Origin of the sequence: Shewanella sp., assembly GCF_013214165.1 — a bacterium.
In the GTDB taxonomy this organism is placed as follows: domain Bacteria; phylum Pseudomonadota; class Gammaproteobacteria; order Enterobacterales; family Shewanellaceae; genus Shewanella.
In genome coordinates, this window is the sequence record NZ_JABSSM010000002.1 from 160,129 (window position 1) to 176,482 (window position 16,354).

At 48.1% G+C, this 16,354-nt stretch carries 14 protein-coding genes; 10 read left to right on the plus strand and 4 right to left on the minus strand.

Features of this window, described 5'->3' with window-relative positions; all coding sequences use genetic code 11:
• Nucleotides 1–61: 61 nt before the first annotated feature.
• Together HRU42_RS01410 and HRU42_RS01415 are read right to left on the minus strand one after the other, a co-directional pair.
• Nucleotides 62–1,072 carry a hypothetical protein gene (locus tag HRU42_RS01410; protein ID WP_295028305.1) on the minus strand — a complete coding sequence of 337 codons (1,011 nt, stop codon included), beginning with the start codon at nt 1,070–1,072 and terminating at the stop codon, nt 62–64.
• Nucleotides 1,073–1,313: 241 nt separating this feature from the next.
• The gene (locus HRU42_RS01415; RefSeq protein ID WP_295028307.1) at nt 1,314–2,366 is read right to left on the minus strand and encodes a glycosyltransferase family 9 protein; all 1,053 of its coding nucleotides are present in this window, start codon (nt 2,364–2,366) and stop codon (nt 1,314–1,316) included.
• A gap of 184 nt (nt 2,367–2,550) precedes the next feature.
• Between HRU42_RS01415 and rfbC the strand changes: the two genes are divergently transcribed.
• The 4 genes from rfbC to HRU42_RS01435 all read left to right on the plus strand — a co-directional run bounded on the left by rfbC (nt 2,551) and on the right by HRU42_RS01435 (nt 5,900).
• Nucleotides 2,551–3,096 (plus strand): dTDP-4-dehydrorhamnose 3,5-epimerase, encoded by a 546-nt coding sequence (rfbC, locus tag HRU42_RS01420; RefSeq protein ID WP_295028309.1) that lies wholly within the window; start codon nt 2,551–2,553, stop codon nt 3,094–3,096.
• A gap of 2 nt (nt 3,097–3,098) precedes the next feature.
• Nucleotides 3,099–4,172: a dTDP-glucose 4,6-dehydratase gene (gene rfbB, locus HRU42_RS01425; RefSeq protein ID WP_295028311.1), complete on the plus strand. Its 1,074-nt coding sequence runs from the start codon at nt 3,099–3,101 to the stop codon at nt 4,170–4,172.
• The gene (gene rfbD, locus HRU42_RS01430) at nt 4,169–5,035 is read left to right on the plus strand and encodes a dTDP-4-dehydrorhamnose reductase (RefSeq protein WP_295028313.1); all 867 of its coding nucleotides are present in this window, start codon (nt 4,169–4,171) and stop codon (nt 5,033–5,035) included. The genes rfbB and rfbD overlap by 4 nt, the downstream gene beginning before the upstream one ends.
• Before the next feature lie 121 nt (nt 5,036–5,156).
• Nucleotides 5,157–5,900: a 3-deoxy-D-manno-octulosonic acid kinase gene (locus HRU42_RS01435; protein WP_295028354.1), complete on the plus strand. Its 744-nt coding sequence runs from the start codon at nt 5,157–5,159 to the stop codon at nt 5,898–5,900.
• Nucleotides 5,901–6,138: 238 nt separating this feature from the next.
• Here HRU42_RS01435 and waaA read toward each other — a convergent pair whose 3' ends face one another.
• Nucleotides 6,139–7,425, minus strand: a complete 1,287-nt coding sequence (waaA, locus tag HRU42_RS01440) for a lipid IV(A) 3-deoxy-D-manno-octulosonic acid transferase (RefSeq protein WP_295028315.1) — start codon at nt 7,423–7,425, stop codon at nt 6,139–6,141.
• Between the two features lie 293 nt (nt 7,426–7,718).
• Here waaA and HRU42_RS01445 point away from each other — a divergent pair, with 293 nt between their 5' ends.
• The 5 genes from HRU42_RS01445 (at nt 7,719) to glpG (ending at nt 12,149) form a co-directional block, all read left to right on the plus strand.
• Entirely contained in the window at nt 7,719–8,375 is a 657-nt protein-coding gene (locus HRU42_RS01445) for a TetR/AcrR family transcriptional regulator (protein WP_295028317.1), read from the plus strand.
• 284 nt (nt 8,376–8,659) lie between these two features.
• Entirely contained in the window at nt 8,660–9,853 is a 1,194-nt protein-coding gene (locus HRU42_RS01450; protein WP_295028319.1) for a glycine C-acetyltransferase, read from the plus strand.
• On the plus strand, nt 9,854–10,879 hold the full coding sequence (gene tdh / locus HRU42_RS01455; RefSeq protein ID WP_295028321.1) for an L-threonine 3-dehydrogenase: 1,026 nt from the start codon (nt 9,854–9,856) through the stop codon (nt 10,877–10,879).
• A gap of 93 nt (nt 10,880–10,972) precedes the next feature.
• Complete coding sequence (gene glpE / locus HRU42_RS01460) at nt 10,973–11,281, plus strand: thiosulfate sulfurtransferase GlpE (RefSeq protein WP_295028322.1); 309 nt, start codon at nt 10,973–10,975, stop codon at nt 11,279–11,281.
• A 28-nt stretch (nt 11,282–11,309) separates the two neighbouring features.
• Nucleotides 11,310–12,149, plus strand: coding sequence for a rhomboid family intramembrane serine protease GlpG (gene glpG / locus HRU42_RS01465; protein ID WP_295028324.1), 840 nt, complete (start codon nt 11,310–11,312; stop codon nt 12,147–12,149).
• Between the two features lie 9 nt (nt 12,150–12,158).
• Here glpG and elbB read toward each other — a convergent pair whose 3' ends face one another.
• Nucleotides 12,159–12,812 (minus strand): isoprenoid biosynthesis glyoxalase ElbB, encoded by a 654-nt coding sequence (elbB, locus tag HRU42_RS01470; RefSeq protein ID WP_295028327.1) that lies wholly within the window; start codon nt 12,810–12,812, stop codon nt 12,159–12,161.
• A gap of 424 nt (nt 12,813–13,236) precedes the next feature.
• Here elbB and polA point away from each other — a divergent pair, with 424 nt between their 5' ends.
• Complete coding sequence (polA, locus tag HRU42_RS01475; protein WP_295028329.1) at nt 13,237–15,990, plus strand: DNA polymerase I; 2,754 nt, start codon at nt 13,237–13,239, stop codon at nt 15,988–15,990.
• Nucleotides 15,991–16,354: the final 364 nt, after the last annotated feature.

Below are 16,354 nucleotides of genomic sequence, written 5' to 3' on the forward strand. Positions count from 1 at the left end.
TTAATGAGTGAAGGCCTTGATGCCAAAGATACTGTTAAATAATCACTTTATAGCCGATTATTTAACTCTCAGGGCTCCCTATCAGGCGGGCAATCTCAGCCATACCAATATCCAAGCCATTGGAACCATTCAAGCCTGTCATTCTTGCTTGTAAGCTATCGAGATATTCGACGTCGAGCAACTGACGCGTCCTAGCCAACATCTCCTGCTGGTCACTGCCGCAGGCTAAGATCACGTTAGCAGCGGCACAGCTATTGATACGAGGCGGTTGATCCTTAGATATTGCCACAGCGAGTGCTGGTGTTTTCAGGGCAATGGATTGCAGCATGGTATCTCCGCCACTCAAAATAGCAGCCTTAGCACCGTCCANTAGGTTAATAAACTCANGGGTATTAAGATGAGGAATGGCAATGACCCCTTCCATATCTGGTAGAGGCTTCGGATAGTTTGGACCAAAAACCATGAGACTCGAAATCCCAGTTTCTCGATAGATAGTCTTCGCCAGCTGGGCAAACATATCGGCTGCCAAGCCCGTTTTCAGACGGTGGCCACCAGAACCCGCACTATAGAGTAGGTATTCGCCTTGCTTAATATCATATTTATCGAAGAGTGCGTGTTGCAATTCAGTCGTTGGCGAGGTGAAGATACTGCCGGTATATATCGGATGCTTGCGCTTTATCAGGTCTAATTTCAATTTATCGAATCGACTGATATCTCCTATAACAAACTTAGGCTGAACGACCCAATGGCTATCAGTCACCCGTGCTCGAGCAATCTTCATCCCCCGCGACCGTTTTTTACTGTGCTGGCTGATAAAAATAACTTTTGCCCCCATGCGATGGGCGTGCTTAAGTTGGGCTTTACGGCCCGCCGCATCGAAAATAACCACATCAGGCTTGAGTTCCGTTATTAGCTGGTTAACTTCACGGGTTTTTTTAGTTGGCGTATCATCCACAAGGTGAGTTGAATATGGGCAATCACCAATATAAGCAACATGTCGATTGAGAACGAAATCAATTTTCGCTTCCGGCCAGCGATTCATCACCTCATCGGCGATAATTTTAGAACGCATGTACTCCCCAATCCCTTCAGGAGTAGATACAGGAACAAACAAAAACTTTGGTGTCGACAACATCCATTTATCCTTCATGAAAAATCGATCTGATATATAATGTGCTAGTGCAATTACGCACGCCATTTTACCACGATTCCCATTATAGACGCGACACTCACTTTACAGAGCTTTGCACTTAACGAATATCCAACAGCATCCTATCCATAAAAATATCAGCCAGTGCGGTCCAAGTTGTTTTTTAACTTGAGTGAGCGTGATGCTCACTCGAGAGTATATCAAACTGCTTGATGACAGCTTCAAGCAGAATCATCTTCATCAAAGACTGCCCTTTAGCTCGCTTCCCCCAAAGAACATCACCTTCATTCTGAGACTTGATGGCTTTATCATACACACTCACCACATTTTTAAGGCTGGTGTATGGACCCGTGCGCCCTGGATTTGAATGGGCATAAAGCCCGATCACCGGGGTTCCTTGGGTCACAGCCATATGCGCAGGACCTGTGTCGGGTGCCAACACTATAGAGGCTTGTTTCAGTACGGCTAATAACTGAGTGAGAGAGGTCTTACCCACCTGATTTTCCAGAGGAAGCCCACAAGCTTGTTCGATGGCTTCGGCTAACTCTAGTTCCAGGCGCGCAGGTCCGCCACACAAGATCACTCTGAAGCCTTTGGCTATGGCATGCTTTGCCACCGCGGCGTAGCGCTCAGGTAACCAGTTGCGCTCGGCTTTACTGGCGGCGGCGCAGATGACTAAGGTTTTATCGCCATCGGGGATCATCTTCTTGGCAAATTCGCTATCGGCGAGAGGCACTGGAATCTCCCAGCTTGGAGTGAGAACAGTCACCCCTATCGCTTTAGCGAAGCCCATGAAGCCTTCGAGCACATGGGGAGTGACGAGTGGCTCGACGCTGTGGTTAGTCACCAACCATTGGCCCTCTTTCGCTCGCGCGCGATCGAAGCCGATCCGCACCTTGGCGGATATTGCCAGTGAGGCTATAGTCGCCCTCAAAGCCACCTGCATGTGCAAGAGCACATCGAACTTTTTCCCCGCCAAATCCCTGCGTAACTTGAAGTAGCTACGCCAGCCCAGTGACTTGTCAAAAATAACAAACTCGACACCGTGCAGATGCTTAAGCAGCTGATATTCAACCTTACCGATAATCCAAGTGATCTTAAGCTGGGGATATTGCCTCTGTATCGCCTGCACCATAGCCACGGCATGACATACATCACCGATTGCAGACAAGCGTAACAAACACAAGGAATTGATATTATCTAGTTTTAAGCTCATAGGATCCGAGAATTAGAGATGCACCCAGAGAGTTTAATTGAGATCTGGATTAGGTTCCAAGCTTTCAATCAAGTTCCACCGATATATAGCCAAAACCTTAACTCTCATCCATTTGCCCTCAACATTGAGAGCAAACTCCCTTATTATAAATACAGTGACACTCAGCTCAGAACATAATGGCCCTATGAACATCACCGACACCCCGATTGCAGATTTAAAATTACTTGATCCTCGCGTGCATCAAGACGAGCGCGGCAACTTCTGCGAAACCTTCCGTGACTCCTGGTTTAGGCAGCAGATAGCCGATGTCACATTCGTGCAGGAGAATCATAGCCGTTCGACAAAAGGCTGTTTGAGAGGCTTACACTTTCAATCGCCACGCAGCCAAGGCAAGTTGATACGTGTAGTTGTTGGCGAGATATTCGATGTTGCGGTCGACCTACGTGAAGGCAGCCCAAGCTTATGCCAATGGTTCGGCACCTATCTATCGGCCAAGAACCGTCAGCAGATGTGGCTCCCAAAAGGCTTTGCCCACGGCTTTTATGTCACCTCAAATTTTGCGGAAATAATTTACAAATGTACCGATTATTATGCCCCCGAGTTCGAGAAAACCCTCGCCTGGGACGATGCAAGCTTAGCCATTGATTGGCCTTTAGAAGGGCAAGTCCCCATATTATCAAGTAAAGATAAGCTGGGTCTCTCCTTCGATGCCATTACTAGGGGCGTGTGATTATGGATACTGTCAGCAATAAAACGATATTGGTCACCGGCGGTGCGGGCTTTATCGGCTCGGCGTTAATACGCTTCTTGATAAACGAGACGTCACACACAGTCATCAACTTAGACAAGCTAACTTATGCTGGCAACCTTGAGTCACTGGCCAGTATCAGTACCCATCGGCGCTACCAGTTTATCCAAGGGGATATCTGCGATCGTGAACTTATCGATCGCTTATTGACTCAATACCGTCCCGATATCGTCATGCATCTGGCGGCCGAAAGCCATGTGGATCGCTCCATCGACGGCTCGGCTGAATTCATCCAGACCAACATTGTCGGCACCTACTGCCTCCTGGAGGCCTGCCGCCATTATTTTGCTCGACTAGATATCGAAGCACGGGCGACATTTAGATTTCACCATGTCTCCACCGATGAGGTCTTCGGTGAGTTAGGCGACACAGGCCTGTTTACCGAACTGAGCCCTTACCAACCTAGTTCGCCCTATTCGGCGAGTAAGGCGGCGGCGGATCATCTGGTGCGGGCCTGGGGGCGCACCTATAAACTGCCGGTCGTGCTGAGTAACTGCTCGAATAACTATGGCCCCTATCAATACCCTGAAAAACTCATCCCCCTGATACTGCACAAGGCTTTAGCAGGCGAGTCATTGCCCATATATGGAGATGGACAACAGATCCGAGACTGGCTCCATGTGGACGATCATGTGCGGGCACTCTACCTTGTGGCCTTGAGGGGCAAACTAGGTGAAACCTACAACATTGGTGGCGGTAACGAGAAGACTAACCTAGAGGTGGTGACCGAGATCTGTGAACGGTTAAACACACGCATCTTAGATAAGCCCCAAGGTATTGATGATTTCAAACAACTGATCACTTTTGTGGCAGACAGGCCGGGTCATGATCGACGCTATGCCATAGATGCCAGTAAAATAGCGCAAGAGCTGGGCTGGCAGCCTGTACAGAGTTTCGAATCTGGCTTAGCCAGCACCTTAGACTGGTATATCAATAATCCCCAATGGGGCCGACAAGGCCTAGATGCCCTGCCCAAACTTGATGGTCAGACTCGATGACGGCGATATCCCGCGCACTCATCATAGGTAAAGACGGTCAACTGGCTCAGGCCTTAATCGCCAATAAGCCAAGCTCAATACATGTCACGACCATGGGCCGAGATGATGTCGATATCGGCTCATTAGCGTCACTCATAACCGCGATTGAACTGACCCGCGCCGAACTCATCATCAATACCGCCGCCTATACCCAAGTCGACATGGCAGAATCGCAGCGAGAGCAGGCATTTTTAGTCAATCGAGATGGTGCTGGAAATATTGCATTGGCGGCGAAACAGACCCGGACTCGCTTGATCCACCTTTCGACCGATTACGTATTTAACGGTCAGCAAGGCCAGGCCTATTCGATAGATGACAGGCCAGATGCGATCAATGTATATGGCGCCTCTAAACTCGCCGGAGAGCAAGCGGTCATGGCCGTTAACTACGAAGATGCCTGCATAGTACGCAGTTCCTGGCTCTACTCCCAATTTGGCACGAATTTCGTCAAGACCATGCTCAGGCTCATGACTCAGCAGTCTAAATTATCGGTTATTGATGACCAGATCTCTTGTCCAACTTCGGCATCCGAGCTAGGTCAGTTTATCTGGAGTCTGAGCCAACAAGATAAGTTAGCCCCTATGTATCACTGGAGCGATGCTGGCAGGGCTAGCTGGTATCAATTCGCCCTGGCCATTCAAGATATAGCCCTGGATTTGGGTAAACTCGATACTCGTATCCCAATTGAGCCTATCTCATCCAGTCAGTTCTCCAGTGCGGCCTCACGCCCCAAATTTAGCTTGCTCGATATAACGGCGTCCAGGCAGATAATGACCGCAAAACCTTGGCAAGAAAATCTAACCTCGGTGCTGAAACAGCTATAATTTTTTCGAATCATACAACTTGATGTAGAATGAGCTCAGCCCTCATGCTTCACGTTAATTTTACTCAATTAAGTCAGACTCTATGCCAGCTAACGTTCAAACAGAACAACCCAAGATGACCATGCAGATAAAACAGACCAACCAAGGCGCTATCGCGTTTTGCGTTAGCGCGGCACAAGGGATCACCACAGAATGGTTCGATGTTGATTTTTGGCAGCAACGATCTGCAGTCACCGGCTCATCTAAGGGACGCTATATCACCTGGTTTGTGAAGCCTGCTGCGGAAGCATCTCAGAACGAGGCACCTGTCGATAGCGACAGTGAATGGGTATTACGCCATTACTATCGTGGCGGCCTGATAGAGAAGCTAAGTAAGGACAAATACCTGTTCACCGGATTACACCAGACCCGAGCGGTGGCAGAGCTGGCGCTACTGACCCAGCTGTTTAATGAAGGCTTTGCCGTGCCTAGGCCTATTGCCGCCAATGTTGTGCGCAGCGGATTGCACTACCGCGCCGATATCATCATCGAGCGAGTCGCAGGCGCACAGGATCTGGTGGCCAAGCTAGGCACAGCAACAATGACAGACGCGCAGTGGCGACAACTGGGAAGCTGCATCGCTAAGTTCCACCAGCGCGGCGTCTATCATGCCGATCTCAATGCAAAAAACATCCTCATCACAGCTGACGAGTTCTATCTGATCGACTTCGACAGAGGGGAGATCCGCGCGCCGAATGCTAGGTGGCAAGCGGCAAATCTTGAGCGCTTATTGCGCTCGTTCAACAAGGAGAAGGGCAAACTGCCCTCCTTGGCATTCACCGAATCTAACTGGCAAGAATTACTAAAAGGTTATGCGAAACCTTAGATCGAAATATTCATTAGTATTAGCTCATTAATTCTTTGGCAGAGCCTACCGCTCCCAAAGCTGCGCTTGTATTAACCAAACTACGACTCCAGTACTCGCTACCTATTGCGAACTTCTATTGACAAATCAGGTGCATTATCCCAATTAACTGGCTTTATATCAGTTACGCATGAAGAAGCAGGCCTAGAACTTTTATATGAATTTATGCCTGATACATGCCCATCGTAAAACCAAATAACTATTTAGTTTGGGAGCCATCTCGTGAGTCAATCAATTGTTTCGCGAGATCAAACTGCTGCTTCAGCGCGCCTCTATTAGCGGCGACAACTTTAAGCCCGGCCTCGCTGGCGGCGTCATAGGCCGATCCGTCATTGAACTTATTGATTAACTCTCCAGCCAGCTCACTATCCGACGCGATCACCTGCAAAGCCCCGGCATCTTGAAGCAAGTCGCTTATCTCGGCGAAATCCCAATGCTGTGGGCCGACGTACGCGGGTACTCCAAATGCGGCAGGCTCCAATGGGTTATGGCCACCATTGTCGATCAGAGTGCCACCGACAAAAGCCTGATCCGCGGCGCCATAGAAGCTGAGTAGCTCCCCCATAGTATCGCCTAATAGTACTTGAGTATTTGGCTGTAGCGGCTCATTGAAACTGCGACGAATTAAGTTAAATCCGGCATCGGCAATCTTACCTGCGGCGGCATTAAACTGCTCTGGATGACGGGGCACCATGATAAGCAAGGCATCGGGTTTAGCCGCTAATACTTGGCGGTGGGCATTCAAGATGGCATCAAACTCCCCAGGATGCACACTGCCGGCCACCCAGATTGGGCTAGTGCCCCTGTGCCACTCCAGGCGCAATGCTTTGGCTTGCGCTTTTTTATCTGCCGATATGTTGAGATCGAATTTTAGGCTACCACAGACGCTGATATTTTCAGGCTTAACGCCTAAATCGATAAAACGCGCCGCCGCCTGCTCAGATTGAGCCGCTATTCGATCTAGGCTCTGTAACATGGGCAAGGTCAGAGTAGCCTGTTTGCGATACTTTCCCGCCGACTTTTCAGATAAGCGGGCGTTCGCCAGCATCAAGTTTACCCCAGACTTCGATGCCTGATGCAGCAGGTTAGGCCAGAGCTCCGTCTCCATGATGATGCAAGTCTTAGGCGCGACCTGCTTGAGGAAACGCCTGACACAAATTGAGATGTCGAAGGGTAAGTAACAGTGCTGCACACTATCACCAAAGGCTTTTACCACTTCGGCAGAACCCGTAGGACTAGTGGTGGTCACTGTAATGGTCAGCTGGGGAAAGGCTTGCTGAATCGCTTTAATCAAGGGCACCGCCGCCAATGTCTCCCCCATGGACACGCAATGAATTAACAGATCGCTTGGCTGCAGTGATGTCAGACCAAATCTTTCTCCCCAACGGCCACGATAGTCGGCGCTCTTCACCCCACGTATGGCTAGATATATAACCAATAACGGCAATAACAGGTAAAGTAAGGCAGAGTAGAAAAAACGATTCATATGATCAGGTACTTAAAATATTTGGCAGTTGAATGGCTAATGCTATCACAGCCCTAAACTCAGGGATAATGTCACGGGACGGCCATACTTATAGGCCTGCTACCTACCAAACAGGAGTGAAACCATTACTGGTCGGTTCAGCATTTATTTTATATCTCCTAATATCCTTTGCAACAGACACACAGCCATAAGTAATATGACAGTAACTTACAAATCAGTTTTGCCTGATGAATTCCGTCAGTGCTAGTATGTTTGTCAACTAAGTTATTAAGTAAAATGCCATTAGGACGAAGATGAAAACCCGCGATAAAATTATACATGCCAGCCTGGAGCTTTTTAACGAGCATGGTGAAAGGACTATCACCACCAATCATATCGCCGCACACTTAGGCATTAGCCCGGGTAACCTCTATTACCATTTCCGTAATAAAGAGGACATTATTCGCTCAATCTTCTCCCTTTACGAGAGTCACCTTGAGAGCAGTTTTCAGCCCTATGAAGGCAAACCCGTCACTATCGACCTCTTGATAGGCTACTTCGATGCCATCTTCTATGCCATGTGGGAGTTTAGGTTTATGTATGCCAACCTCACAGATATATTGAGTCGTGATGATGAACTGAAGCGGCAATATTTACAGGTGCAGCAACAAGTACTCACCCGTTGCAGCCATGTACTGAGTAAACTCGAGCAAGATGGTGTGATCGCTATCGAGCAAGATGAGATCCCCCCTCTGGCGGAAACCATCAGAATGATTGTCTGCTTCTGGATCAGCTATAAGCAGACCCACTCCCCGGATACCAAGATCACTAAATCCTCCCTCTATGAGGGGCTGCTGAGGATCTTGATGCTGTCTAAGGCCTATTCGACGCCAAGTTCCCACGCGACATTTGTCAGACTCGAGCAGCATTATCAAGAATTAGCCACGGCCCGAGTCGAAGAACTAGCCTAATACCCATATCGCCGACGAGTTGTCGGCGATATCCCCCTGCATATGTTAAGCAAAATAAAGCCACCAAAACGTTAAAATTCCTTCTATAATCAAGGCTTATATTGATACCGCCCACCGAAGCACCCCATTTGTTATGGATTAGCTTTATTGATGTTAAAGTCGCACTAGCCCTAATCTAATTCATCTTGCTATCACAGGTAAAAAAAGGCTGTAGGGCGAGCGGTTTTAAGGTTAAAATGCCGCCACTCCAATACTCAATATAATGCTAATTAAGGAGAATTCAGGTGGCAACGACCTCATTCTACGACCAGATCAATCAACAACTTGCTGAAGTAAAAGCCGAAGGCTTATATAAGAGCGAGCGCATAATCGTCTCTCCTCAGCAGACCGAAATCCGGGTTAATGGCGCCGAAGTCATGAACTTCTGTGCCAATAACTACCTTGGTTTAGCCAATCATCCTGAACTCATCAAGGCGGCGCAAGACGGCTTAAACAATCATGGTTTCGGCATGGCGTCGGTCAGATTTATCTGCGGCACCCAAGACATACACAAGCAGCTTGAGGCTAGCCTGAGCGAATTTTTGGGTATGGAAGACACGATTCTTTATTCATCTTGTTTCGATGCCAACGCGGGTCTGTTTGAAACCTTGCTTGGCAAGGAAGATGCCATTATCTCTGACGCCCTGAATCATGCGTCTATTATCGATGGTGTTCGTCTGTGTAAGGCGAAACGTTTCCGTTACGCCAACAACGACATGGCCGCCCTCGAAGAGCAGCTTAAGGCAGCCAAAGAAGCGGGCGCACGTAATATTTTGATCGCCACCGATGGCGTGTTCTCCATGGACGGTGTAATCGCTAACCTCAAGGGTGTGTGTGATCTGGCCGACCAATATGGCGCACTCGTCATGGTCGACGACTCTCACGCAGTAGGCTTTATCGGTCAAAATGGCCGAGGAACTCACGAATATTGTCAAGTGATGGATCGTGTCGACATCATCACTGGCACTTTAGGTAAGGCATTAGGTGGCGCCTCGGGTGGATTCACCGCGGCCAAGAAAGAAGTCGTTGATTGGCTACGTCAGCGTTCACGCCCTTACCTATTCTCTAACTCTTTAGCACCTTCGATTGTCACGGCCTCTATCCATGTGCTCGAGATGCTAAAAACAGGACAGGCACTGCGTGAAGCCGTGTGGGAAAACAGCCGCTACTTCCGTGAAAAAATGACCGCAGCAGGCTTTACCTTAGGTGGAGCCGATCACGCCATCATCCCTGTGATGATTGGCGATGCAAAACTGGCAGGTGACTTCGCTAATCGTCTACTCGAAGAGCACATCTATGTGGTTGGTTTCTCTTTCCCTGTTGTCCCTAAGGGACAGGCGCGTATCCGCACGCAGATGTCTGCCGCTCATACTAGAGAGCAGCTGGATAAGGCTATCGAGTCATTTACTCGCATCGCCAAAGAGATGGGCATTATTTAAATGAAAGCATTAAGCAAGTTAAAGCCTGAACCAGGCATCTGGATGGTCGATGCACCTAAGCCAGAGCTAGGGCATAACGATCTATTGATCAAGATCCGCAAGACAGCCATCTGCGGTACCGACATACATATCTATAACTGGGATACCTGGTCGCAAAATACCATTCCGGTACCTATGGTTGTCGGCCATGAATATGTGGGTGAAGTTGTCGGGATCGGCCAGGAAGTCCGTGGCTTTACCCTTGGCGACCGAGTCTCAGGTGAAGGACATATCACCTGTGGCCATTGCCGAAATTGTCGTGCGGGCCGAACTCACCTATGCCGTAACACCTCGGGTGTCGGCGTAAATCGTGATGGCGCTTTCGCTGAATATCTGGTTATTCCGGCATTTAACGCCTTTAAAATCCCCGATGATATTTCAGACGATCTTGCCGCTATCTTCGATCCTTTCGGCAATGCCGTGCATACCGCGCTATCATTTGACTTGGTCGGTGAAGATGTGTTGATCACCGGCGCCGGTCCTATCGGTATCATGGCTGCCGCAGTATGCCGCCATGTTGGTGCTCGCCATGTGGTGATCACTGACGTCAACGAATACAGACTCGAACTGGCCAAGAAGATGGGCGCGACTCGTACTGTCAATGTGACTAAAGAGAAGTTGGAAGATGTCATGGCTGAGCTTGGCATGACAGAAGGCTTCGATGTCGGCTTGGAGATGTCTGGCGTACCGAGTGCATTCCACTCCATGTTAGATACCATGAATCACGGCGGAAAAATCGCCATGCTGGGTATTCCTGGCGATAATATGGCCATCGACTGGAGCAAGATTATCTTTAAGGGATTGATCATTAAAGGCATCTATGGCCGTGAAATGTTCGAAACCTGGTACAAGATGGCCAGCTTGATCCAATCGGGCCTAGATATCTCACCTATCATTACTCATCACTACAAGATCGATGACTTCCAGCAAGGCTTCGACGCCATGCGTTCGGGACAATCGGGCAAGGTTATCCTCGACTGGGATTAACGGCTGCCGTTGTGAATGCTATATAAGGGGCTGTACTATTGCGGCCCCTTATCGCACAATTAATCTATCCCTCAATTTTTGCTGTAAGGTTCTATGTCTAACTTCCAACATTTTAGCGTCAATCAATTGATTCAGCTCTCAGAGAGTCACTCAGATATTCAGATCGTAGATATTCGCGACGCAGCCAGCTTCACCTCGGGTCACATTGAAGGTGCCATCAATCTCAATAACGAAAATTTCGCCAGTTTCGTAGCAGAAGCTAATATGGATCAACCTCTTATTGTTATCTGTTATCATGGCATCAGCAGTCAGGGCGCGGCACAATATTTAGTCGAGCAGGGATTCGATGACGTCTATAGCCTAGATGGTGGCTATCAGGCTTGGCACCAAGCTCACGCATAAACAAATAAATCCCTTTCAAGGATACTCTATGGTTGAAATAGGTAGGCTCCCCAACGAGCGAGCCGCTCAAGCGTTGATCGATTACCTTAAAGGCGAGCAGATTGAGTGTAAAATCTTGCCCGCCGAACAGGGCGTCAGTATCTGTGTACTCAACGACCATCATAGTATTCGTGCCAGACAGGAGTTTGAGCGCTTCACCCACAACCCTCACGATCCTAAGTATCTGCAGGCTTCTTGGGATAATGGTGATAGCAAAATTAAACTCGACTACGGCTCCCCTTCGCTGCAACTGGTGACACAATTTATTACCGGTGCAGGCCCGTTGACCTTAGGCATCATCTTCATCTGTGTCTTAGTATTTGCGGGATTCAATCTGGGCTTTGCCGACTCGATCTATCAATATCTGTCATTTTTTAATGCCGTTCCCGACACTAGCCTGAAAGAATTTTGGCGCCTGTTCACCCCAAGTCTACTGCACTTTTCCGCCCTGCATATTATTTTCAACTTGCTCTGGTGGTGGTATCTGGGAGGCAAGATAGAGAATAAATTAGGCATGCTCCCGCTACTCACCTTGCTGATCGTTGCGGGAACCTTACCCAACATAGCCCAGTACTTCGTCGGAGGACCACATTTCGGTGGTCTATCCGGCGTCGTCTATGCCGTGGTCGGTTATACCTGGGTCATGGGTACTAAACGCCCCGAATTAGGCATAGGCCTACCACCAGCCTACATGGGCTTCATGCTGGTCTGGTTAGTGTTTGGCTTCACCGATATGTTCGGCCTCTCTATCGCCAATGGCGCCCACATAGGCGGATTACTCGTCGGACTCGCACAAGGATTTATTGATAGTAAAAGAATTAAGCGCTAGCCCGCTGCTTTAAGCCATCTCAACCACTTTCTTCACTAGCTTGTCGATACCGACACTCGCTTCGGCGATATTAGCCACCAGCATATAGGCTGGGGTGCTCACCACCTTGTTTATCTCATCGACTACTATGTCCTGAACCTCGGCCTCCCGATGCTTCCCGCCCATCGAGTTGAAGGCTTGTGCAGTCTCGCTGTCATTACCAATAGTGCCTATGACACCCTCGCCGTATAACAGAGGGATCATTACCGGTGCGATACAGATAAAGCCAACCGGCTTGTTACTATTGGCAAACTGACCGATAAAACTTGTGATTTCTGGCGCAATAACGCAATCACTGCCATTAGTAGCAAAGTTGCATAAATTTTTCGCGGCACCGAAGCCACCAGGAATGATCAGTGCATCAAACTCATCGAGTTCAAGATCTTCGGTCGCCTTAATTTCGCCTCTGGCAATACGAGCCGATTCAACTAAAACATTTCTGCTCTGGTCCGATTCCACCTCACCAGTGAGATGATTAACCACATGCATCTGTAAAATATTAGGCGCAAAACACTGGTAGCCCACGCCCAGCTTTGCCAGCGCTAACATAGATAAAACAGCTTCATGTATCTCGCTACCATCGAATACACCAGAGCCACTCAATAAGACTGCTATTTTTTTCATTAAAACTAATCTCCATATACTTTTTTATTTTAACAAGATGACAACAAAGCCCTTGATCCGATTATTTTTCGTGCTAAGTTAGTGCATTGACTTTACCAAGCGCTGAATATTTAGCCAACACTTGAGTCAGGAAACACAGGAAAATAATTAAGTCCACAAATTAGGATGATTTTCAAGGAACTAATGTCTAGTTCACGCTTTTTTTATTTTTACCACGATTTCAACAAGTTACGACCACATCTTTTCTACTGTATCAGACCGTTCTCCGACGAATGAAAAGTTTAACTCACAGACTTATCCACAGGCTCTGTATTATTTGACGTGGCTGAAATTCCCCTTCTGTGGCATGCTAGCATCACTATCAAAAATGCACTCAAAATCAGAGTCATTCACCGCTCTCGAAACCTAAATCGAAACTTAAATTATGCCTAAAATTGCCGAAAATCCGTTAGTGCTAGTAGATGGCTCCTCCTACCTTTATCGTGCTTATTATTCACCACCACATCTTACCAATTCTAAGGGTGAAGCCACCGGCGCTGTTTATGGCGTAATTAACATGTTACGCAGCCTGCTCAAACAGTATGAGCCGACGCAGATGGCGGTAATTTTCGATGCGAAAGGTAAAACGTTCCGTAACGACATGTATGCAGATTACAAGGCCCAAAGGCCACCCATGCCAGATGATCTTCGCACTCAGATAGAGCCTCTGCATAGGATTATACGTGCTATGGGGCTGCCTCTGGTATGTATTTCCGGCGTCGAGGCAGACGATGTTATCGGCACTATCTCAACCCAAGCGAGTAAAGAAGGCAGAGCCGTACTTATCAGCACTGGCGATAAGGATATGGCCCAGCTCGTCGATGAGAATGTCACCCTGATCAACACCATGACCAATACCATCATGGGGCCGGACGAAGTCACCGAAAAATTTGGTGTCGGACCCGAACTCATTATCGACTTATTAGCCCTACAGGGTGACAAGGCCGATAATATTCCTGGGCTTCCAGGTGTAGGCGAGAAAACCGCCGTGGCCATGCTAACGGGTGCCGGCGGCATAGATAAGATCCTTGCCGCTCCGGAGAAGATGCCGGAACTTGGCTTCAGGGGCGCTAAGACCATGCCGGCTAAACTGGCCGAGCACTGCGATATACTCAAGTTATCTTATGAATTGGCAACGATTAAGTTAGATGTTGAACTAGAACAAGACTGGCAAGAGCTCACTATCAAGCCGGCAGACCGGGATGAATTGATATCATGTTTCGGTGAGATGGAGTTCAAACGTTGGTTAGCCGAAGTACTCGATAATAAGACGGGTTCGGGTAAAGGCGAGACAGCAACCGATGAAGAGGTGATCAGGCAAGATATTCAAACTGAATACACCACTATATACACCCATGAAGAATTAGACCTCTGGATAGATAAACTCGCTAATGCAGAGCTCATCGCCATAGATACAGAGACGACCAGCCTCAACTATATGGAGGCCAAGTTAGTCGGTATCTCCTTCGCGATTGAAGTGGGTAAGGCTGCCTACCTGCCACTAGGCCACGACTATCTCGATGCACCAGAGCAGCTGGTTCAAGCTGAAGCCTTAGCAAAACTCAAGCCTTTGCTTGAAAATCCTGAGCTTAAAAAAGTAGGTCAGAATCTTAAATACGACATCAGTATTTTTGCCAATCTGGGCATTAAGCTACAAGGCATAGCCTTCGATACTATGCTCGAGTCTTACGTGTTCAACTCGGTTGCGACTAAGCACAACATGGATGATCTGGCACTTAAATATCTAGGTCACAAGAATATCAGCTTCGAGGAGATCGCGGGCAAAGGTGTCAAACAGCTCACCTTCAATCAGATCGATCTGCAAACTGCGGCTCCCTACGCTGCAGAAGACGCCGACATTACCCTTAGATTACACCAGCATTTATGGCCAAGATTAGAGAAAGAGCCGGAACTGGCTGCTGTGTTTACCGATATTGAACTGCCACTCATACAAATACTGTCAGATATTGAGCGTGGCGGCGTTTTAATCGATAGCATGATGTTAGGCCAACAGAGTGAAGAGATCGCCAGGACCATAGCTGAATTAGAACAAAAAGCCTTCGAGATCGCCGATGAGAAATTCAACTTAAATTCACCTAAGCAGCTGCAGGCGCTATTTTTTGAGAAATTGGGCTATCCTATTATCAAGAAGACGCCTAAGGGGGCACCTTCGACTGCAGAGGACGTATTAGTCGAGTTAGCCTTAGATTACCCGCTACCTAAGATAATACTGCAACACAGAAGCTTAGCTAAGCTTAAGAGTACCTACACCGACAAGTTACCCCTCATGGTCAATGCTCAGAGTGGCCGGGTACACACGAGTTACCATCAGGCCAACGCGGCAACCGGACGCCTGTCTTCCAGTGAGCCTAACCTGCAAAACATCCCTATTCGTACCGAAGAGGGCCGCAGAATACGTCACGCCTTCATTGCGCGAGAAGGTAAGAAGGTACTCGCAGCAGATTACTCACAAATCGAATTGCGTATCATGGCTCATCTGTCCCAAGATAAGGGGCTACTCACGGCCTTCGCAGCAGGCAAGGATATTCATCGGGCAACCGCAGCCGAAGTATTCGATGTGGACTTCGATGACGTCACCAAGGAGCAACGCCGTCGCGCCAAGGCAGTAAACTTCGGACTCATTTATGGCATGTCGGCATTTGGACTCGCTAAGCAGTTAGATATTCCTCGCCCTGAGGCGCAAAAGTATATCGATACTTACTTTAAACGTTACCCGGGTGTACTCAAATATATGGAAGAGACTCGGGCCGAAGCCGCAGATCTCGGTTACGTGTCGACGCTCTACGGTCGCCGGCTTTATCTACCCGCCATTAAAGATAGAAATGCCATGAGACGCCAGGCCGCTGAGCGGGCGGCGATTAACGCGCCAATGCAAGGCACGGCTGCCGATATCATCAAGAAGGCCATGATCGACATAGCCCATTGGATTGCCACCGAGACTCACGGTGAGATCGACATGATCATGCAGGTACACGATGAACTCGTGTTCGAGGTCGACAGCGATAAGGCCGAAGAGCTGCAAGCGAAAGTTTGTCAGCTGATGGCCGATGCAGTCAGCCTAGATGTCGAACTGCTTGCGGAAGCTGGAATAGGTGACAATTGGGAACAGGCTCATTAATCCTTGTTGGCTTCATTAATTATCTCCTAGAAAGCCTTTGATAGAAATCGAAGGCTTTCTCCTTGCTCCTCCTCGCTTTTTCGTCGTCTGATTATTCGTACGAGACATGTGTTCACCTTGTAAAACAGAAAAACATACCCATTTAGTTAAGCAAATACTCTATTTGTTGAAAAAAGATCAGTTAATGATTATTTTTCATCCCTAGCACTCTAAGTGATTCTATTCCAATCACTAAAATGATAATTACGGATCAAAAACTAACATTTCATCTACGAAAACGTTAGATCTAAATCACAATATTGACTCCTTTTATAAAAAACTGTTTTCCTAATAACGTCCAATGGAGTATTATTCTCTGTGTAGG